The sequence below is a fragment of the Amycolatopsis sp. NPDC048633 genome (assembly GCF_040650695.1).
GTDB lineage: Bacteria > Actinomycetota > Actinomycetes > Mycobacteriales > Pseudonocardiaceae > Amycolatopsis.
Genome location: NZ_JBEZHS010000032.1, coordinates 21135 through 38821 on the forward strand (window position 1 = coordinate 21135; position 17687 = coordinate 38821).

A 17687-nucleotide genomic window follows, 5' to 3' on the forward strand; every position below is an offset into this window, starting at 1 on the left:
AAAGGGTCTTTCATGACGTCCGGCTGGCCGCGCCGCGACGACCCAGCCCGCGAGCCGGGCCGCGATCACTGGCGGGCGAGCGCCGGTTCGCGGGTCCGGACCGCCCAGCGGGTCAGCCGCGGCAGGGGCGCGACCGCGACCAGGAACACCACCGCGACCAGCACCCACCCCAGGGCACCGAGCCCGCCGATCGCGAGCGTGAACACCCCGGGCCCGACCATCTGGACCGTCGCCGTGGCCGCTTCGCTCGCCCCTTGATAGGCGCCCTTCGCCTCTTCGCGCATGAGCCGCACCGACAGCCCCCAGTTCGCGGCCACGTAGCTCAGCTCGCCCACGACGTGCAGCACCGCGGCGAGCACCACCACCGTCACGGCGCCCGCACCCGCGCCGCCGGACGTCGTCGCCAGGAGCAGGCAGCTCGCCGCGAGGGCCACGCCGGACACCACCGCGGTCCGGGCTGCTCGGGTCACGGTGCGCCCGAACCGGGCGAACGGCACCTGGAACACCGCGATCCCCACCGAGCTGAGCACGACCACGATCCCGCCCAGCCCCAGCGGCAGCCGCGTCGAGCCGGACAGCCACAGCGGCAGCCCGGCCGACAGCATCCCCCAGCACAGCGACAGCACCGCGGTGACCGCGGCGACGCACAGGTACGGCCGGTCGCGGAGGACCGCCCGGGCGCCGGACCGCCGTGCCGGGACCGCGGCGGGCGCGGGCACCAGCAGCGTCGTGCCGGCCAGGACCAGGAAGCTCACCACGTTGCCCGCGATGGCCAGGGTGTACGCCCACGGCGCGTCGGCGGTCAGCACGAGCGCCCCGAGACCGGCGCCGGCCGCGTACCCGACGTGCTGCGCGACGCGTTGCTGCGCCAGCACGCGCATCCGGTCCGCCGGGTCGGCGACCAGCCCGGTGACCAGTGCCGTCCGGACCGCGGTCCCGCCGGTGGCCAGCGCGGTGAACGGCACCGTCACGGCCAGGAACGACCAGGTCCCGTCCACGGCCAGGTACCCGGCCATCGCGGCGGCGCGCACCAGCGTCACGACGACCAGCACCGTCCGGGCGCCGGCGCGGTCGGCGAAGGCGCCCAGCGGCACCGCGGCGACCATGCCCACGGCGCTCGCCACCGCCAGCCCCGCGCCCACCGTCACCGGGGGCAGCCCGAGGATCCGGGTGAAGTACAGCGCCCAGATCGTGAACCACAGGCCGTCGCCGAGCGCGGACACCCCGCGGCCCCACAAGAGACTTCTCATGCATCCACCCTTCACGAGAGCCTGAATGGTAGGCACGGCAATCACCATTCAGCAACCCATGAAGGGTGTTAGGATCGCGGCGTGAGCGGAATGATCGAACCCGGCAACGCCGTCCAGGGCGCGATCCTCGAGCTGACGCGGGAGCTGTCCGACCCCGTGCGGCTCACGGCACTGCAGCTCCTGGCCGCCGAAGGCCCGCACACCATGGTGCAGCTGGCCGACGCGCTGGGCGTCACCGCGCCACGGCTGGGCAACCACCTGGCGCGGCTGCGGGCCGCCGGGCTGGTGACGGTCGAGCACGCCGGGCGCCACGCGCTCTACCGCGTCGGCCGCGACGACCTCCTGCCGGTGCTCACCGCGCTCGCCCGCTACGGCGGCAACGACTCCCTCACCCCGCCGCAGCCGGCTGAGTCCACTGTGGACGTCGCGCACACGTGCTACGACCACACCGCCGGCCGGCTCGGCGTGGCCGTGTTCGCGATGCTCGTCGACCGCGGCGCGCTGCGGCCCCCGGACGGCTCCGCGGCCGATCTGACCCTGGGCGGCGACGTCTCGGCGTTCCACGACCTCGGCGTCGACCCGGCCGCGGTGGACGCCGGCCGCCGCCGGCTCGCGACCGCCTGCCTGGACCGGACCAACCGCATCCCCCACCTCGGCGGCGTCCTCGGCCACGAGGTGCTGGCCGCGCTCCTCACGGCCGGCCTGGTCCGGCGCGGCGACGGGGACCGCGAACTGGCCGTCACGCCGCGCGGCCGCCGCCGGTTGGGTGCCCTGGGGCTCTACCCCGGCAGCGGCACCTCGCGCAGGTCCGGAGTGGACCCGCGGAAGTCGCCGTAACGGGCCCAGGCGAGCTTGACCCGCACGACGACGACAGCGCCCGCGTCGAACGAGCCGGCGAACTCCGGGAACGCCGCGACGTAGGCGGCCGTGCAGCGGTCGAGGTCCGCGCCGGCCGGGAAGTCGGCGGTGCCTTCGCCCTGCAGGGTCGTACCGTCCGGGCCGCCGACGACCACCGCCACCCGGCCGTCGCGGCGCAGGTTCGCGACCTTGCGCGAGTCCGGTTTGGCGTCGAACACCAGCTCGCCGCGGTCGGTGACGGCGAAAGTGAGGTACGCGGCCTGGGGCTCCCCGCCGGGCCCGAGCGTCGAGACGACGCCCGCGCGCTGCGCCCGCACGTAGCCGATCAGGTCCACACCCACAGGTTAGGCCGTATCTCCACGGCCACTCACCGCCTCTTACTAACCTCAGGGCGTCGACCGCGGCCGGGAGCGAAGTGGCTCTCGAGCGTCCCGAGTGGAGTGAAGGTGATCGGATGAGCGAGCCGGAGGGCACCAGGCGGCACCTGGTCGTCTGCTGCGACGGGACGTGGAACACGCCGGACCAGCAACAACAGGGCCGGCCGGCGCCGACGAACGTCGCGCGGCTCCACCACACCGTGGCGAACCTCGAGACCCAGCCGCGGTACTACCACCCCGGCGTCGGCACCGGGCCCGGGCTGCTCGACCACCTCGAGGGCGGGCTGGTCGGCAAGGGCCTCTCCGAGAACATCAAGAGCGCCTACGGCTGGCTCGCGCGCACCTACTCCCCCGGCGACGCGATCCACCTCTTCGGGTTCAGCCGCGGGGCGTTCACCGTCCGCAGCCTCGGCGGCATGATCAGCCGGTGCGGCCTGCCCGCGAACCTCAAGACCGCCGGGTCCACCGAGTTCTGGGCCGAGGTCGACCGGCTCTTCACCACCGTCTACCGGGAAGGGGCCGGCGAGGCGCCCGAGCCGGTCCCGATCGAGTTCCTCGGCGTCTGGGACACCGTCGGCTCGCTCGGCATCCCGGACTGGCTCGGCCCGCTGAAGCTCGTCGAAGACCACGTCGGGCACCTCCCCCGGTTCCACGACACCAAGCTGGGCGAGCACGTCAAGCACGCGCGCCAGGCGCTGGCCATCGACGAGATGCGCGGCCCGTTCATGCCGACCCTGTGGTCCAACTTGCACGAGGTGGGCGAGGGTCGCACAGCCAAGCAGGTCTGGTTCCCGGGCGACCACTGCGACGTCGGCGGCGGCCACGACAGCAGCGGCCTGTCCGACGCCGCCCTGCAGTGGATGATCGACGAGTGCCGCGCGGCCGTGCCGGACCTCGTCTTCGACGACGCGATGTACAAGCAGATCGTGCCGGCCGCCCAGGACGTGCTGCACAACTCGCTCCACAGCGTGTACACGGTTCTGTGCCCGGCGCCGCGCGCCTTCCCGTTCATCACCGCCGGTTCCCCCGGCGTCGCCCCGTCCGCGGTGGACCGGCAGGCGACGCCGCCGATCACCACGGGTCCCTATCGCGAAGGGCGGCGCCTGGCGGCCGGCGAGTCGGCGACGGTCGACGTCTACGCCGGGAAGCCGTGGAACTGGACGGGCATCTACCTCGACCCCGGCGAGTACGAGTTCGCCGCCGAGGGCACCTGGCTGAACGGGAAGATCGCGCACCACCCGGACGGCACCGAGGCGGACGCCGGACTGGACTTCCAGGACGTGCTGCACGCGCTGGCCACGACGTCGGCCTGGTTGCAGACCCAGCTCGCCCGGCTCAACGACGCCCAGGCCCGCGCGTTCGGCGGCCGCCGGTGCGAAGACGCGAAGTGGATGGCACTGCTCGGGGCGGTGGCGGCCCCGAACCTCGACGCCCACGACGTGCAGCAGCCGTACGGGGCGTTCCCGATCGGCGGCCGGCTCGAGAAGTGGGTCAACCGGAAACCGGGCTATTTCTACGCGTACGCCAACGACAGCTGGCTGGGTTACTCGAGCAACCGCGGTTCCCTGCGGCTGACGGTCAAGCGGCTGGCCTGAACGTCACCGCGACGAAGTCCTCGAACGCGCGAGGCGGCCGGCCGAGGGCTCGCTCGACGCCGTCCTCGAGGTCGGCACCCCGGCCGTCGCGGAGGTCCGTCAGCAGGCCGGTGAGCAGGCGGGCCACGTTTTCCGGGACGCCGTAGGCGGTTTGCCGCTCGATGAAGGCTTCGGGGTCGACGTCCGCGTACCGGATCTCCCGCCCGGTCGCCCGGGCGATCAGGGCGACCGCTTCCCCGAAGCCGACCGCCCGCGGACCGGTCAGTTCGTAGACCTCGCCGTCGTGCCGATCGTCCGTCACCGCCGCCGCGGCGACCTCGGCGATGTCCTCGGCGTCGATGAACGGCGCGCGTCCGTCGCCGGTCGGCAGGGTCAGGACGCCGTCGCGCAGCTCTTGCGCCCACGGGCCTTCGCTGAAGTTCTGCGCGAACCAGTTCGGGTGCAGGATGGTCCAGCCGACACCGGAGTCGCGGACGGCCCGCTCGGCGGCGTGCAGCGGATGGCCCTCCTCGCCGGCGCGCGGCGCGGACAGCAGCACGAGCCGCCGCGCGCCCGCCGCGACCGCTTCGGTCACGAACCGAGGAAGCCGCGGTCCGGCCTGCAGATCGGGTTCCACGAGGTAAACGGCCGTGACGCCGTCCAGCGCGGACGCCCAGCTCGACGGGTCGCCGAGGTCGAAACCGGTGGTGCGCGAAGCGATCCGGGCATTGTCGACGCGCTGTGCGACGCGGCGGCCGGTCTTGCCGGTGCCGCCGAGGATGAGGGTGGTCATGTCTTCAGGCAACCGCAGATGGGCAAGACGATCCATGGGAGAAAGTCGATGATTCCTTTGTGATCGTCTAGGGTCGGGCCATGGACGTCCTGAGCGACCTGCTGCACCGGGCGCACGCCGCGGACGCGCTGGTCCGGCAGCTGATCCAGCGGCCGCCATGGTCGCTGACCTTCGCGGACGCCCCGCCGCTCACACTGGTCGCCACGCTCGGCGGGCACGTGTTCCTCGACCTCGGCACCGGGCCGCCGGTGCGCCTGGCCGCCGGGGACATCGCGCTGATCAGTGCGCCCGGCTACACGATCGCCGACGACCCGGCCACCGCGCCCCAGGTCGTGATCCGGGGCGGGCGGAAGTACCCGATCACCGGCACCGGAGAAGTGCGCCCCCGGGCACCACGCACCTACGGCGACGGCGCGCCCGGCGCCACGACCATGTTGCGGGCCGCCTACGAACTCCACGGCGTCGCCGCCGAGCGGCTGCTGGCGATGCTTCCCCCGCTGGCGGTCGTGCCCGCCGGGCCGCGGACGTCAGCTGCGCTCGACCTGCTCGCCGCCGAGGTCGCGTGCGATGAACCGGGCCAGGACGCGGTGTTGCGCCGACTGCTGGACCTGGTGCTCGTCCTCGCCCTGCGGGCTTGGTGCGCCGCGACGGAAACGCCGCCGGCCTGGTACCGGGCGCTGGGCGACGCCGGCGTCGGGGAGGCCCTGCGCCTGCTGCACGCCGAGCCCGCGCACCGGTGGACGGTCGCGGCACTGGCCGACCGGGCCGGGTTGTCCCGGGCGGCGTTCGCCGCGCGGTTCGCGCACCTCGTCGGCGAGCCGCCGCTGACCTACCTCACCGGCTGGCGGATGACGCTCGCCGCGGATCTGTTGCGCGACAGCGAAGACACCGTCGCCGCGGTCGCCAAGGCGGTCGGCTACGAAGACCCGTTCGCTTTCAGCGTGGCCTTCAAACGGGTCCGCGGCGCCAGCCCGTCGGACTGGCGCCGCGGCCGGGAGGACGTCAGCTCGTGAGCGTCGCCGGGTCGCTCGTGCTCGGGCGGCCGGTCTCCGCGTGCCCCGCCAGGCGGCGCAGGAACTTCGGGTCGCGGTCCGACGAAACCGAGACGTCGTACCAGTTGTTGCTGCGCCGGGTGTCCACGTGCTCGACGACCCGCGCGCCCGGGCGCAGCTGGTGCGTCGACGAGCGCCGGCCGTACGCGTCCGACACCTTCAGCCGCACCGTCGTCGTGCCGTTGTTGGTCAGGACCAGGGTGAGGTCCCCGCCTTCCTGGCGGACGCTCACCTCGGGCCCGGCGGCACCGCCGCGGAACTGCCGCACGAACCCGTTGGGCCCGTAGGCGGTGTAGTCGTAAGCCCCGGCCGCAGGCAACGCGGCCGACAACGACTTGCCGGCGCCCGCCGTGTAGGTCCGCGGCTCGCCCGACGGCGTCACGACGGAGAACGTCGCGCCCGCGCGGCCGTGGTTGGCGAACGTGACCGTCAGGGTGCCGCCCGCCAGCCGGGCGTCGGCCGCGAGGTCGTACGGCAGCGCCCGCGCCGGCCGTAGCCCGCGTTCCTGCTTCGGGAGCACGTTGTGCGCGGGCACAGTGGGCACGTAGTCGGGGTGCCGTTCACGGTCCGGCGGCTCATAGCCCGCCGTGTCCGGCAGCGCGGGCACGCGGGCGTCGGTGCGCGCGAAGTCGAACGCCGACGTCAGGTCGCCGCACACCGACCGCCGCCACGCCGTGATGTTCGGCTCGTGCACGCCGAAGCGCCGTTCGATGAACCGGATGATCGACGTGTGGTCGAACGTCTCCGAGCACACGTAGCCGCCCTTGCTCCACGGCGACACCACGATCATCGGGACGCGCTGGCCGAGGCCGTAGGGGCCGGCTGGGTTCGCCGCCGAGCCCGCGAAGATCTCCCCGGTCGTGTCCACAGTGGACTGGCCGGCCGAGGCGTACGGCGGGAGCACGTGGTCGAAGAAGCCGTCGTTCTCGTCGTAGGTGATGAGCAGCGCGGTCTTGCTCCACACCTCCGGGTTCGCGGTCAGCGCGTCGAGCACCTGCGCGATGTACCAGGCGCCGTAGTTCGTCGGCCAGTTCGGGTGTTCGCAGAACGCCTCCGGCGCGGTGATCCACGAAACCTCCGGCAGCTTCCCGGCTTTGACGTCGGCGCGCAGCTGGTCGAAGTATCCGTCACCGGCCTTCGCGTTCGTGCCGGTGCGAGCCTTGTCGTACAGCGGGTCGCCGGGCTTCGCGTCGCGGTAGGAGTTGAAGTACAGCAACGAGTTGTCGCCGTAGTTGCCGCGGTAGGCGTCGTCGATCCAGCCCCAGCCGCCGGCGGCGTCGAGGCCGTCACCGATGTCCTGGTAGATCTTCCACGACACCCCGGCCTTCTCGAGCCGCTCCGGGTAGGTCGTCCAGGAGTAGCCCTTCTCGTCGTTGCCGAGGACCGGCCCGCCGCCCTTGCCGTCGTTGCCCGTCCAGCCGGTCCACATGTAGTAGCGGTTCGGGTCGGTCGAGCCCATGAACGAGCAGTGGTAGGCGTCGCAGATCGTGAACGTGTCGGCCAGCGCGTAGTGGAACGGGATGTCCTCGCGCGTCAGGTACGCCATGGTGGTCGAGCCCTTCGCGGGCACCCACTTGTCGTACTTGCCGCCGTTCCACGCCGCGTGCGTGTCGTTCCAGCCGTGCGGCAGGTCCTGGATGAACTGCAGGCCCAGGTTGTCCGCTTCGGGGTGGAAGGGCAGGATGTCGCGCTTGCCGTCCGACTGCGCCCAGACGGACTTGCCGGAGGCCAGCGTCGCCGGTCGCGGGTCACCGAAGCCGCGGACGCCGCGCAACGTGCCGAAGTAGTGGTCGAACGACCGGTTCTCCTGCATGAGGACCACGATGTGCTCGATGTCCTTCAAGGACCCGGTGCGCCGGTGAGCGGGGATTTCGGCGGCGCGGGCGATGCTGGTGGAGAGTGCGGAAAGGGCGGCGGTGCCGCCGGCCAGCTGCAGGAAACGCCGTCGGTTGACGTCCGTCATGAGGACTCCGGGGGTGTCGTGGTGGAGAGCCGGGTCAGTATGTGCGGGACTTCGAGAACCTCTGCCGGGCCCGAGGCTAACGCCGGGCGAAACCCTCGTAAACGACTGCGGACGGACATGATCTTGACACGAATACGGAAGTACGTACTAATGTAGTACTTCACTATGAACGACGTATTCGATCGCGACCCGGACGACCACCTCTACTCCCCCGACACCCGCGGCGCGCTGGCCGAGTTCACGCGCGGCGAGGACACCGGCGTGCTCGAAGCCGCCGCGGCGGTGCGCACGGCCGCGAGGAGCCTGGACCAGCTGCGGGCCCACGGCACCGACAGCCGCGGCCTCAGCCCGGGCGCCCTCGACATCCTCATCCGGCTGAGCAGCTCGCAAGCGAACATCAAGGACCTCGCCGCGTCCGCCGGGGTCAGCTCGCGCAACGTCACCGGCCTGGTGGACACGCTCGAGCGCGCCGGGCACGCGGTCCGTATCCCCGACCCGCGCGACCGGCGGTCGGTGCTGGTCCGGATCACCGGCGACGGCCGGACGTGGCTCGAGGAGTTCCGCCGTCCGTCGCAGCTGGCCATGGCGGCGCTCTTCCGCGGCTTCACCGCCGCCGAAACGACCCAGCTGCGCCACCTCTGCCTGCGCCTCGCCGAGAACCAGCAGCACCTCGCCCGCCACCTGGAGGACCGATGACCACCCGGGAAACCGTTCAGGCCTACTCCCAGGCCCGCTTCGCCGGCGACGTGACCGCAGCGGCCGAGCAGCTGGCCGGCACGTTCACCTTCCGCAGCCCCCTGATGAGCTCCGACGACGCCCGCGGCCACCTCGCCGGGCTCGGCGGGTTCGTCAGCGTGGTCACCGGCGTGGACATGCTCAGCGAGCTCTACGGCGAGTCGGAGGCCACGCTGGTCTACGACGTGCACACGGCGACGCCGGTCGGCACGCAGCGCACGGCCGAGCACTTCCGGCTGCGGGACGGCAAGATCACGGCGATCACGCTGATCTTCGACGCGACCCCGTGGCACCCGCTCATGGCGGCGGCCGGGCGGTAGCAGCGGCGCCCGCCCGACTACCCGGAACCGGGCTGAGCTCGAACACGAGCGGGCACCGCTGCCAGCCGGATACCCGGGCCCGGTGGGCACAAACTTCGGCCTGCGTGGCCGGTGGCCGCGAGGTCACCACACGTACGGGATGAGCCGGGCGCGGTTCGCGGCGAACTGCCGGTAACGGCTGCCGAGCGCATCGTCGAGGGCACGCTCCTCGATCCGGAGGCGGTGGACCAGGGCGATCAGCACCACCGCGACCGCGCCCGCCGCGCTGAGCCAGTTGTCCGCGATCAGGCCGGCGCCGGTGAAGATGAGCAGCAAGCCGGTGTAGCTCGGATGCCGCAGGACCCGGTAGGGACCGCGGTCCACGACGGGCTGGTCTTCGCTGGTCCGGACCGTCACGGTGAAGTACTTTCCCAGGCTGGCGAAGGACCACCAGCGCAGCAGCAGGCCGAGCCACCCGAGCGCGGTCCCGGCCGTGAACAGCCACCCGCCTCCGCCGATCGCGGCGGCCGGGACGACGGCCCGGCCGATCGGCCACAGCAGAATCGCCCCGAAGAACATCGCCCTGAACACGACCTCCGCGCGCACGTCGACGATCTTCGCGCCGCGGCGCGTGCGGAACGCCTGGACCAGTTCGCCCGCGGCGAAGGCGCCGACGCTGACGACCAGGACGACGCGGGCCACCGTCGGCAGCTCTCCGGCTAGCACGACGCCATTATCGCTCCCGCCGGACCGGCGCGAGCAGGCTCAGGGCGGCGGGATGCGGGTGGCGATCTCCTCGCGGGCGTCCGGGCACTCCTCCAGCTTGAGCGGGCACTCCAACGCGTGCTCGATCAGCTTCTTCGCCGCCTGCGCCTCGTCGATCCGGCGCTGCAGCACGGCCAGGTGACGGCGCAGCACGTCCTTGTCGCCGCCCGAGGCCAGGAACTCGGCCACGTCGCGCAGGCCGACGCCGACTTCCTTGCTCATCAGGATCACGGCGATGCGGAACAGGTCGTCCTCGCCGTACCGGCGCTGCCCACCGGCCGCCCGGGCCGGCGCGAGGAGACCCACGCTTTCCCAGTGCCGCAGCACGTGCGTGGCCAGCCCGAACCGCCGGCCGAGTTGCCCGATGGTCAGCTCGCTTGACTTCATGTGGACATTAACCGGCACAGTACGGGCCATGAGCAAACTCTTCCTGTCCGGCACGGTCGACGCGGTCGAGGACGTCACCACCCGGATGCGCCGGATCCGGCTCACCGGCGTACCCGACCTGCGCTGGACGCCGGGCCAGCACATCCGCGTGCGGGTCGGCACGCTGACGCTGCGCACCTACTCGATCTGGGAGTACGGCGACCACCTCGACCTGTGCGTCCTCGACCACCCCGGCGCCGGGCCGGGCGCCCGCTGGGCCCGGGAGGTCCGCCCGGGCCAGCGGGTCTCCTTCCTGAAGCCCGAAGGCCGGCTCGTGCCGCAGGAAACCGCGCCGTACCACCTGTTCGCCGGGGACGCGACCGCGTCGGTGGCGTTCGGCGCCATGCTGCGCGCGCTGCCCGCCGACGCTTCGGTCCACTGCGTCATCGAGGCGGCCGACCAGCTGCCGATGCCCCGCGAGGTCGTCTGGACGGACAACCTGCTCGACACGCTCCGCGCGCTCGAGCTGCCGGACGAGCCGGGCATCGCGTACCTCGCCGGCGAGGCGCGCGCGTGCCAGGCCGCCCGCCGCCACCTGGTGCAGGACCGCGGCTGGCCGCGGCGGTCGGCGATCGTCAAACCCTTCTGGACGCCCGGAAAGCGCGGCATGGACTGAAGGGTCCCCGGGGGGTGTCCCGTCAGAGCCGCGAAACCTGGTAGTGCCCGATCAGCCACTGATCACCGACGCGGCGGACGATCACGCTCAGGTGCACCGAGATCGCGGGCCGGTCGGTGAAGGCGAAATCCACGCTCGCGTACCCGAGGATCACGTCGTCGGCCAGCTGCCGGGTTTCCACGATCCGGTACGCCGCCGTCATGCCGAGGGGCTGGGAGTCGTAGTACTTCGCCACGCCGTCGCGGCCCACGCTGTACGGGTGCAGGCCCTGGAAGATCGCGTCTTCGGTGAAGGACGCCGCCACGCGCTCGGGGTCGTGGGCGTCGACCGCCGACTTCCACGCGTCCAGCACTCCGGTGAGGATGTCCATGGCGTCAGTGTCCCGCGCTCTGGCCGCCGTCGACGTGCAGGATCTCGCCGGTGACGAACGGCGCGCCCTCCAGGTAGACGACCGCGTCGACGATGTCGCCGGTCTCGCCCATCCGCCCGACCGGGTGCAGACCCGCGAGCGCCTCGTGCGCCGCGGCCGGGTGCATCGGCGTGCGGATGATGCCGGGCGACACGGCGTTCACGCGGACGCCCCGCGTGGCGTACTCGATGGCCAGGGACTTCGTGACCGAGTTCAGGCCGCCCTTGGTCAGCGACGCGAGGGCCGAGGGCACCGCGCTGTTCGCGTGGTCGGTCAGGCTGGTCGTGACGTTGACGACGTGCCCGCCGCCGACCTCCAGCATCGCGGCGATCGCGCGCTGGGTGACCTCGAAGAAGCCGCGCAGGTTGACGCCGGTCACGAGGTCGAAGTCGTCGGCGGTGTAGTCGGTGAACGGCTTCGCGATGAAGACACCGGCGTTGTTGACCAGCGTGTCCACGCGGCCGAACGTCGCCAGCGCCTGGTCGATCACGCGGGCGCCGACGGCCGGGTCGGCGATGTCGCCCGCGACGGCCAGGATCCCGGCGTCGCCCGACGGGGTGATGGAGCGCGAGTTCGCGACCACGGCGTAGCCGAGCTTCCGGTACGCCTCGACCACGGCCGCGCCGATGCCCTGCGAGGCGCCGGTGACTACCGCGACCTTCTGGGTGTTCATGGTTCCTCCTGGTGGGTGTGCTTCCTGACCCGAGGATGTGCCGGGCGGACCGCGCCCGCCACGACCGGTTCGCTCTCACCTGTGAGGCCCGGACTCCCACCGCACTAAGCTGCCGGTATGGAGCTCCGCCAGCTTCGGTACTTCGTGGCCGTCGCCACAGAACTGAACTTCGGCCGGGCCGCGGAGCGGCTGCGCATCGCCGGGCCTTCGCTGTCCCAGCAGATCAAGGCGCTCGAACGCGATCTCGGCGTCCGCCTCTTCGACCGCGACCGCCGCTCGGTGACGCTCACCGAGTGCGGCGAGTCCCTGCTGCCGAGGGTGCTCGCGCTGCTGGAGCAGGCGGACGAGCTGCGCCGCTCGGCGGCGGGGATCGCCGCGCGCGAGCCGGTGCGGCTGGGCTACGTCAACTGGCGCCCCGCCGACCTGCTCGACCGCGTGGCGGGCGTCGCGCACCTGCACGTCGACACGTGGGTGCTGCCCTCGCACGCCCAGCTGCGCCGGGTCGCCGAGGAGAGCATCGACCTGGCGATCTGCTGGGCGCGGGCGGCCGACCTGGCCGAGCACGACCTCGAAGCCCACCTGCTCGGCGCGGACCGCCTCCACGCGATCGGCACCGGCACCTCCGAAGTGCCGGCGAAGGACGTCGTCGTGCTCGTCGACGCCGACGCCGCCAGCTGGGCGTCGTGGAACGTCTACGCCGAGGAGTTCGCGCGGGTGACCGGCGCCCAGGTCGTGCACACCCACGACGGCGGCGTCACCGGCCCGGCGTTCTTCGACCACGTCCGCCGGCTGCGGCGCCCGGTGCTCAACTCCCCGAAGGGCCAGACGACACCGGTCCCCCAGGACCTCGCCCGCCGGCCGGTGACCGGCCCCGCGCCCCTGTGGACGTGGTCGCTGGTGTCCCGCCGGGACGAAACCAGCGCACCGGTCCTGGCCACGATCGCGGCGCTGACCCGGGACGTCGGCCCGCTCGACCTCGACACCGGGTGGGTGCCCGCGGACGACCCGCACGCGGCGCTCAGCCGAACGCCCGCACCGCCACCGCCTGCCAGTCGTTCCACGTCTTCAGCCGGTCCTCGTACTCCTCGGTGACCGCGGGCAGGGACTTGCCGAGGAACATCCGCAGCGGCGGGTCGGCGGCGTCGACGAGCTCGAGCACGGCCGCGCGGGTGGCGTGCGGATCGCCGACGTCCCACTGTCCCTCCGGCACCGCCGGGTAGTCCGGGTTCGGGGCGCTCCGGCGCGAGCCGACACTCAGCCAGTCGGTCGCGTACGGACCCGGCTCCAGGTTGGTGACGTGGATGCCGAACTCCGCGACCTCCTGGGCCAGGGACTGGGAAAGTCCTTCCAGGGCCCACTTCGAGGCGTGGTAGGCGCCGATGCCCGGGAACGCGACCACGCCGCCTTCGCTGGTGACCTGGATGATGTGCCCGCGGCGCTGCGCGCGCAGGATCGGCAGCGCCGCCTGCGTCACCCAGAGCGCGCCGAAGAAGTTCGTCTCCAGCTGGGCCCGGACGTCGTCTTCGCGCAGCTCCTCGACCCGGCCGAAGTGGCCGTAGCCGGCGTTGTTGACCACGACGTCCAGGCCGCCGAAGTGGTCCGCGGCGCGCCGGACCGCGGCGAACGCGGCGTCGCGGTCGGTGACGTCGAGCTCGAGCGGCAGGACCGCGTCGCCGTACCGGTCGACGAGGTCGTCGAGCTGAGCGGGGGTGCGTGCGGTCGCGGCGACCCGGTCGCCGCGGTCGAGGGCGGCTTCGGCCCAGTGGCGGCCGAAGCCCTTCGAGGATCCTGTGATGAACCAAATCATGCTTCCATGCTGCGCCGGCCGAGGCATGAGCACCAGCGATGTCTTCTCATGACTCCCATGCGGTCCGCTCATGGGTAGGCTGCCGGGATGGGAGAAGTGACGCTGACCGGGCTGCGGGTGATCCGCGAGGTCGCGGCGACGGGCTCGTTCACCGCGGCGGCCGCGTCCCTCGGCTACACGCAGTCCGCCATTTCGCGGCAGGTGGCGATGATGGAAGCCGCCGCGGGCACGGCGTTGTTCGAGCGGCACGCCCGCGGGGTGCGGCCGAGCCCGGCCGGGGCACTCCTGGCGCGGCACGCCACCACCGCGCTGGCGGTGGTCGACACCGCGGAGCAGGAATTGGCGGGCCTGCGCGACCGGCTGGCGGGCCGCCTGTCGATCGGCGTCTTCCCGGCCGCGGCGGCGGTCCTGGTCCCCCGGGCGCTCGCCGTCCTGCGCACCCGCCACCCCGGGCTGGCCGTCACGCTCGAAGAAGGGGCGACCCCGGCGCTGCTCGCCCGGCTCCGCGGCGGGCGCACCGAGGTCGTGGTGATCGGCGTCGGCGACGGGCTGCCCGGCTACGACCTCGCCGGCCTGCACCAGGACGTCCTGACCGAGGACGACCTGCGCGTCGCCGTGCCGCTCGGGCACCGGCTCGCCCACCGGCGGCGGGTGGACGTCGCGGACCTGCGCGACGAGACGTGGATCGTCGGCCGCGGCGGACGCGGCGAACCCCAGTTCGGCGCCTGGCCGACCCTGGACGAGCCCCGCGTCGGCCACGCCGTCAGCAGCTGGACGACCCGGTTGGGGATGGTGGCGGCCGGGCTGGGGATCGCGCTGCTGCCGGGCGTCGCGGCGGCGTCGGTGCCGGCCGGGGTCGCGGTGGTCTCCGTCGAGGACCCGGCGTGGCGCGGCCGGGCCGCGGTCGTCGTCACCCGCCCCGGCCGCTCGGCGGGCGCCACCGCCGTGGTCGACGCCCTTCGCGAGCAGGCGGCCGAACTGCGCGGCTGACCGGGGGCAGAAACCTGCCCACCCGCGACCGGCGGCCGTCGGGGGACAATCGGAGGCATGGAGCCCACCGGTCAGCCGAAGGAGCTCGGCGACTTCCTCAAGGCGCGCCGCGCCCGGCTGAGCCCGCACGACGTCGGCCTGCCGGACCCCGCCTCGCCGCGACGCGTGGCGGGGCTGCGCCGCGAGGAGGTGGCACAGCTCGCCGCGATCAGCGTCGACTACCTGACGCGGCTCGAACAGGGGCGCGTGGCGGCGTCCGCGTCGGTCCTCGCCACCCTGGCCCGCGCGCTCCGGCTGAGCGGCGACGAGCAGTCCTATGTGTACGAACTGGCGGGCAAGCCCTTCCGCCGGCCGCGGCGCCGGGCGGCCGAAAAGCTGCGTCCCGCCATGAAACGGCTGCTCGACCAGCTGGCGGAGACCCCCGCGATGGTGCTGGGCCACCGCCTGGACGTGCTCGCGTGGAACGAGTCGGCGGCAGCGCTGTTCACCGACTTCGCCCGCTACCCGGCCAACCGCCGCAACTACGTGTACCTGCTCTTCGCGGACGCCGCGGTGCGCGCGCTCCACGTCGACTGGGACGAAGCGGCCCGCACGGCGGTGGCGGCGCTACACCTCGAGGCCGCGCGCGACCCGGACGCACCGGAACTGGCGGACCTGGTCGGCGAGCTCGCGGTGCACCACCCGGAGTTCCGCACGTGGTGGGCGGCCCACCACGTGACGAGCGCGGGCTACGGGGTGAAGCGGTATCACCACCCGGTGGTCGGCGACCTGACGTTGGACTGTGACATGTGGGAAAGCCCCGACGGCAGCGGGCAGCGGCTGATGGTCTTGACGGCGGAACCGGGTTCGCCGGCGCACGAAGCGTTGCGGATCCTGGCTTCGTGGACCGCCGAGCCCGCCGGCCGGTGAGCGCGGCTACCGCCGGACCAGCACCGCGGCCGCGGCGATGCCGGCCACCACGACGGCCGCCAGCGCCAGCATGCTGATCCCCATGCCGTGCGCGAAAGCCGCCCGCGCGGACGCCGCCAGCTCCGCCCCGCCCGGACCCGCCGCCACCGCGAGCGCGCCCGCCAGCGAACCTGCCGCCGCCTCACGCGCGGGCGGCGCCAGCAATGCCGTCGCAGAGCGGACAGAATCCGTGTAGCCGGCGGACAGCACGCTGCCCACGAGCGCGATCCCCAGCGCCGCACCGACTTCGCGCGTCGCGTCGTTGACCGCCGACGCCACGCCGTACTGCGACGGCGGCACGTTGTCGAGGATCGCGCTGGTCGCCGCCGGAGCCGTCACGCCGATCCCCGCGCCCAGCACGCACACCGCGATCGCCAAGGCGCCGTAACCGCTTCCGGCGTCCAGCTGTCCGATGAGGACCATGCCGAGGACGACGACCGCGAGCCCGGCGCACGTCACCGCGCGCAGCCCGAACCGGCGGACCAGCGGCGCCGAAGCCAGCGACAGCGGGAACAGCGACACCGCAACGGGCCACAGCGCCAGGCCCGACTCCAACGCCGAATACCCCTGCACCAGCTGCAGGTACTGCGCCAGCGCGTAGAACATCCCGAACGCCGCGGTGAACTGCACGGTCACCGAAACCGAGCCGGCCGCGAAAGCCGCGTTGCCGAACAGCCGGACGTCCAGCAGCGGGGACGCGCGCCGCAGCTCGTAGGCGACGAACAGCGCGGCCAGCACCAGCCCGCCCGCGACGGACCCGAGCACGATCCCGTTGCCCCAGCCCAGATCGGCGACGCGCAGGATGCCGAACACCACCCCGCCGATCGCCAGGGCGCTGAGCACCGCGCCGGCGACGTCGAACGCGTGCGGGCGGCCGTCGCGCGACGTCGGCACCGTCAGGCTCGCGGCCACCAGGACCACGGACAGCACCGCCGGCCCGAGGAACACCGAATGCCACGAGAAGTGCTGCAGCAGCACCCCGGCGAGCACCAGCCCGCCGAGCCCGCCGACGCCGGCCACCGCGGCCCAGATCCCGATGGCCCGGCCGCGCCGCTCCGGCGGGAAGCTCGCGTTGATGATCGAGAGTGTGGCCGGCATGATCATCGCCGCGCCGAGCCCGGTGACGGCCCGGGCCGCGATGATCCACGCCGTCGTGTCGAGGAACACCGGCGCGGCGCACCCGGCCGCGAACACCACCAAACCGGCGACGAGCACGCCGCGGCGGCCGTACCGGTCCCCCAGCGCGCCGGCCGGCAGCACCAGTGCGGCCAAGACCAGCGTGTAGACGTCGACGACCCAGGTCTGTCCGGCCTGGGTCGCGCCGGTGTCGGCGGCCAGGGCGGGTAGCGCGGCGTTCACGATCGTCACCATGGCGATCACCAGGCCGACGGCCGTGCACATCACGCCCACCGTCCACGCGCGGCGGCCGGTCGACAGCATCGCCTCGTCGGCGGCATCGAGCTCCGCGCGCATGCACCTCGCTCCTCGTCCGGGGCACTGGTCCCCCCGACGCTACGTCCGGGTACCGAGACTCACGCCCGGGTCCTGTCTCAGTTCCCTGGACCGCCGTGGGTTGCGCTCAGCCCGCGTCGCGGACCACGCCCCGGCACAGCCGGAGCAGGGTGGCGCGCAGCTCGTCGTCGCTCAGGTGGTCCAGCCGGCGGTTCACCACGCCGAGGTCGCTGATCAGCCAGTAGGCGGCCTGCTGGCCGACCGTCGGCGCCGGGCCGAACATCAGGCGCAGCCCGCGTCCGGCCAGGTCGTCCAGCTCGCGGGCGATCTTCTCGTGCCGGCGCACGATCGGGTCGTGCCTGCTCATCGGCGCGATCGTGCGGTAGGCCACCACCACCTGGTCGACCCACGTGGTGATGAGGTGCTCGACGCGCTCGTCGCGGGCGGCGATGCGCTCGGCGTCGTCGAGGCGGGAGGTGAGCGCCTCGACCGTGGGCGCCAGGAGCGCCTCGAGGATCGCGATCTTGGTGCGGAAGTAGTAGTAGACGTTGGCCTTGGTGACGCCCATCGCGTCGGCGATCTGCTGCAGCGAGGTCGCGTCGAACCCGTGGTCCACGAACAGCTTCCGCGCGGTGTCGAGGACCGCCTGCCTCGTCTTCTCGGCCTGGGCCGCCCGGGTCGACATGACCCCATACTAGCT

Annotated in this window: 20 protein-coding genes; 9 read left to right on the forward strand and 11 right to left on the reverse strand. The window is 73.0% G+C overall.

Features of this window, described 5'->3' with window-relative positions:
- Positions 1-65: 65 nt before the first annotated feature.
- Positions 66-1250, reverse strand: coding sequence for an MFS transporter (locus AB0C38_RS38405; protein ID WP_360682697.1), 1185 nt, complete (start codon positions 1248-1250; stop codon positions 66-68).
- Positions 1251-1340: 90 nt separating this feature from the next.
- Here AB0C38_RS38405 and AB0C38_RS38410 point away from each other — a divergent pair, with 90 nt between their 5' ends.
- Positions 1341-2087, forward strand: a complete 747-nt coding sequence (locus tag AB0C38_RS38410) for a helix-turn-helix transcriptional regulator (protein WP_360682830.1) — start codon at positions 1341-1343, stop codon at positions 2085-2087.
- Here AB0C38_RS38410 and AB0C38_RS38415 read toward each other — a convergent pair.
- Positions 2030-2443, reverse strand: a complete 414-nt coding sequence (locus tag AB0C38_RS38415) for a pyridoxamine 5'-phosphate oxidase family protein (protein ID WP_360682698.1) — start codon at positions 2441-2443, stop codon at positions 2030-2032. The two genes, AB0C38_RS38410 and AB0C38_RS38415, sit on opposite strands and share 58 nt — an antisense overlap.
- Before the next feature lie 119 nt (positions 2444-2562).
- Here AB0C38_RS38415 and AB0C38_RS38420 point away from each other — a divergent pair, with 119 nt between their 5' ends.
- Positions 2563-4080 carry a DUF2235 domain-containing protein gene (locus AB0C38_RS38420; protein WP_360682699.1) on the forward strand — a complete coding sequence of 506 codons (1518 nt, stop codon included), beginning with the start codon at positions 2563-2565 and terminating at the stop codon, positions 4078-4080.
- On the opposite strand, the gene AB0C38_RS38425 is transcribed toward AB0C38_RS38420, so the two are convergent.
- Positions 4064-4852 carry an NAD(P)H-binding protein gene (locus tag AB0C38_RS38425; protein ID WP_360682700.1) on the reverse strand — a complete coding sequence of 263 codons (789 nt, stop codon included), beginning with the start codon at positions 4850-4852 and terminating at the stop codon, positions 4064-4066. The genes AB0C38_RS38420 and AB0C38_RS38425 overlap by 17 nt on opposite strands.
- 80 nt (positions 4853-4932) lie before the next feature.
- On the opposite strand from AB0C38_RS38425, the gene AB0C38_RS38430 reads away from it, so the two are divergent.
- A complete protein-coding gene (locus AB0C38_RS38430) occupies positions 4933-5865 on the forward strand; it encodes an AraC family transcriptional regulator (protein ID WP_360682701.1) in 933 nt (310 codons plus the stop codon).
- Here the strand turns inward: AB0C38_RS38430 and AB0C38_RS38435 are convergent.
- Positions 5855-7867, reverse strand: a complete 2013-nt coding sequence (locus tag AB0C38_RS38435) for a phosphocholine-specific phospholipase C (protein WP_360682702.1) — start codon at positions 7865-7867, stop codon at positions 5855-5857. The two genes, AB0C38_RS38430 and AB0C38_RS38435, sit on opposite strands and share 11 nt — an antisense overlap.
- Before the next feature lie 165 nt (positions 7868-8032).
- Here AB0C38_RS38435 and AB0C38_RS38440 point away from each other — a divergent pair, with 165 nt between their 5' ends.
- A complete protein-coding gene (locus tag AB0C38_RS38440) occupies positions 8033-8563 on the forward strand; it encodes a MarR family transcriptional regulator (protein ID WP_360682703.1) in 531 nt (176 codons plus the stop codon).
- Positions 8560-8922 (forward strand): hypothetical protein, encoded by a 363-nt coding sequence (locus AB0C38_RS38445; RefSeq protein WP_360682704.1) that lies wholly within the window; start codon positions 8560-8562, stop codon positions 8920-8922. The genes AB0C38_RS38440 and AB0C38_RS38445 overlap by 4 nt, the downstream gene beginning before the upstream one ends.
- A gap of 123 nt (positions 8923-9045) precedes the next feature.
- Here the strand turns inward: AB0C38_RS38445 and AB0C38_RS38450 are convergent, their stop codons facing one another.
- Together AB0C38_RS38450 and AB0C38_RS38455 are read right to left on the reverse strand one after the other, a co-directional pair.
- On the reverse strand, positions 9046-9627 hold the full coding sequence (locus AB0C38_RS38450; protein WP_360682705.1) for an isoprenylcysteine carboxylmethyltransferase family protein: 582 nt from the start codon (positions 9625-9627) through the stop codon (positions 9046-9048).
- 39 nt (positions 9628-9666) lie between these two features.
- The gene (locus AB0C38_RS38455; RefSeq protein ID WP_360682706.1) at positions 9667-10053 is read right to left on the reverse strand and encodes a MerR family transcriptional regulator; all 387 of its coding nucleotides are present in this window, start codon (positions 10051-10053) and stop codon (positions 9667-9669) included.
- A gap of 28 nt (positions 10054-10081) precedes the next feature.
- Between AB0C38_RS38455 and AB0C38_RS38460 the strand changes: the two genes are divergently transcribed.
- Complete coding sequence (locus tag AB0C38_RS38460) at positions 10082-10708, forward strand: siderophore-interacting protein (RefSeq protein ID WP_360682707.1); 627 nt, start codon at positions 10082-10084, stop codon at positions 10706-10708.
- A 22-nt stretch (positions 10709-10730) separates the two neighbouring features.
- Here the strand turns inward: AB0C38_RS38460 and AB0C38_RS38465 are convergent, their stop codons facing one another.
- Positions 10731-11078, reverse strand: a complete 348-nt coding sequence (locus AB0C38_RS38465) for an SgcJ/EcaC family oxidoreductase (protein WP_360682708.1) — start codon at positions 11076-11078, stop codon at positions 10731-10733.
- Between the two features lie 4 nt (positions 11079-11082).
- Positions 11083-11790 carry an SDR family oxidoreductase gene (locus AB0C38_RS38470; RefSeq protein ID WP_360682709.1) on the reverse strand — a complete coding sequence of 236 codons (708 nt, stop codon included), beginning with the start codon at positions 11788-11790 and terminating at the stop codon, positions 11083-11085.
- A 117-nt stretch (positions 11791-11907) separates the two neighbouring features.
- Between AB0C38_RS38470 and AB0C38_RS38475 the strand changes: the two genes are divergently transcribed.
- Entirely contained in the window at positions 11908-12882 is a 975-nt protein-coding gene (locus tag AB0C38_RS38475) for a LysR family transcriptional regulator (protein ID WP_360682710.1), read from the forward strand.
- Here AB0C38_RS38475 and AB0C38_RS38480 read toward each other — a convergent pair.
- The gene (locus AB0C38_RS38480) at positions 12809-13597 is read right to left on the reverse strand and encodes an SDR family NAD(P)-dependent oxidoreductase (RefSeq protein WP_360682711.1); all 789 of its coding nucleotides are present in this window, start codon (positions 13595-13597) and stop codon (positions 12809-12811) included. The two genes, AB0C38_RS38475 and AB0C38_RS38480, sit on opposite strands and share 74 nt — an antisense overlap.
- An 87-nt stretch (positions 13598-13684) precedes the next feature.
- On the opposite strand from AB0C38_RS38480, the gene AB0C38_RS38485 reads away from it, so the two are divergent.
- Positions 13685-14587 (forward strand): LysR family transcriptional regulator, encoded by a 903-nt coding sequence (locus tag AB0C38_RS38485; protein ID WP_360682712.1) that lies wholly within the window; start codon positions 13685-13687, stop codon positions 14585-14587.
- A 57-nt stretch (positions 14588-14644) separates the two neighbouring features.
- The gene (locus tag AB0C38_RS38490) at positions 14645-15496 is read left to right on the forward strand and encodes a helix-turn-helix domain-containing protein (RefSeq protein WP_360682713.1); all 852 of its coding nucleotides are present in this window, start codon (positions 14645-14647) and stop codon (positions 15494-15496) included.
- 6 nt (positions 15497-15502) lie between these two features.
- Here AB0C38_RS38490 and AB0C38_RS38495 read toward each other — a convergent pair whose 3' ends face one another.
- Together AB0C38_RS38495 and AB0C38_RS38500 are read right to left on the reverse strand one after the other, a co-directional pair.
- A complete protein-coding gene (locus tag AB0C38_RS38495; protein ID WP_360682714.1) occupies positions 15503-17008 on the reverse strand; it encodes an MFS transporter in 1506 nt (501 codons plus the stop codon).
- A gap of 106 nt (positions 17009-17114) precedes the next feature.
- The gene (locus tag AB0C38_RS38500) at positions 17115-17672 is read right to left on the reverse strand and encodes a helix-turn-helix domain-containing protein (protein WP_360682715.1); all 558 of its coding nucleotides are present in this window, start codon (positions 17670-17672) and stop codon (positions 17115-17117) included.
- Between the last annotated feature and the right edge of the window lie 15 nt (positions 17673-17687).

Bases quoted from the DNA above. Each gene is read 5' to 3' on its own strand.
- AB0C38_RS38500 (WP_360682715.1), bottom strand. From the start codon at position 17,672: ATGTCGACCCGGGCGGCCCAGGCCGAGAAGACGAGGCAGGCGGTCCTC.
- AB0C38_RS38430 (WP_360682701.1), top strand. From the start codon at position 4,933: ATGGACGTCCTGAGCGACCTGCTGCACCGGGCGCACGCCGCGGACGCG.
- AB0C38_RS38440 (WP_360682703.1), top strand. From the start codon at position 8,033: ATGAACGACGTATTCGATCGCGACCCGGACGACCACCTCTACTCCCCC.
- AB0C38_RS38480 (WP_360682711.1), bottom strand. From the start codon at position 13,597: ATGATTTGGTTCATCACAGGATCCTCGAAGGGCTTCGGCCGCCACTGG.
- AB0C38_RS38490 (WP_360682713.1), top strand. From the start codon at position 14,645: ATGGAGCCCACCGGTCAGCCGAAGGAGCTCGGCGACTTCCTCAAGGCG.
- AB0C38_RS38445 (WP_360682704.1), top strand. From the start codon at position 8,560: ATGACCACCCGGGAAACCGTTCAGGCCTACTCCCAGGCCCGCTTCGCC.
- AB0C38_RS38460 (WP_360682707.1), top strand. From the start codon at position 10,082: ATGAGCAAACTCTTCCTGTCCGGCACGGTCGACGCGGTCGAGGACGTC.
- AB0C38_RS38420 (WP_360682699.1), top strand. From the start codon at position 2,563: ATGAGCGAGCCGGAGGGCACCAGGCGGCACCTGGTCGTCTGCTGCGAC.
- AB0C38_RS38465 (WP_360682708.1), bottom strand. From the start codon at position 11,078: ATGGACATCCTCACCGGAGTGCTGGACGCGTGGAAGTCGGCGGTCGAC.
- AB0C38_RS38485 (WP_360682712.1), top strand. From the start codon at position 13,685: ATGGGAGAAGTGACGCTGACCGGGCTGCGGGTGATCCGCGAGGTCGCG.
- AB0C38_RS38410 (WP_360682830.1), top strand. From the start codon at position 1,341: ATGATCGAACCCGGCAACGCCGTCCAGGGCGCGATCCTCGAGCTGACG.
- AB0C38_RS38495 (WP_360682714.1), bottom strand. From the start codon at position 17,008: ATGCGCGCGGAGCTCGATGCCGCCGACGAGGCGATGCTGTCGACCGGC.
- AB0C38_RS38455 (WP_360682706.1), bottom strand. From the start codon at position 10,053: ATGAAGTCAAGCGAGCTGACCATCGGGCAACTCGGCCGGCGGTTCGGG.
- AB0C38_RS38475 (WP_360682710.1), top strand. From the start codon at position 11,908: ATGGAGCTCCGCCAGCTTCGGTACTTCGTGGCCGTCGCCACAGAACTG.
- AB0C38_RS38470 (WP_360682709.1), bottom strand. From the start codon at position 11,790: ATGAACACCCAGAAGGTCGCGGTAGTCACCGGCGCCTCGCAGGGCATC.
- AB0C38_RS38405 (WP_360682697.1), bottom strand. From the start codon at position 1,250: ATGAGAAGTCTCTTGTGGGGCCGCGGGGTGTCCGCGCTCGGCGACGGC.
- AB0C38_RS38425 (WP_360682700.1), bottom strand. From the start codon at position 4,852: ATGACCACCCTCATCCTCGGCGGCACCGGCAAGACCGGCCGCCGCGTC.
- AB0C38_RS38435 (WP_360682702.1), bottom strand. From the start codon at position 7,867: ATGACGGACGTCAACCGACGGCGTTTCCTGCAGCTGGCCGGCGGCACC.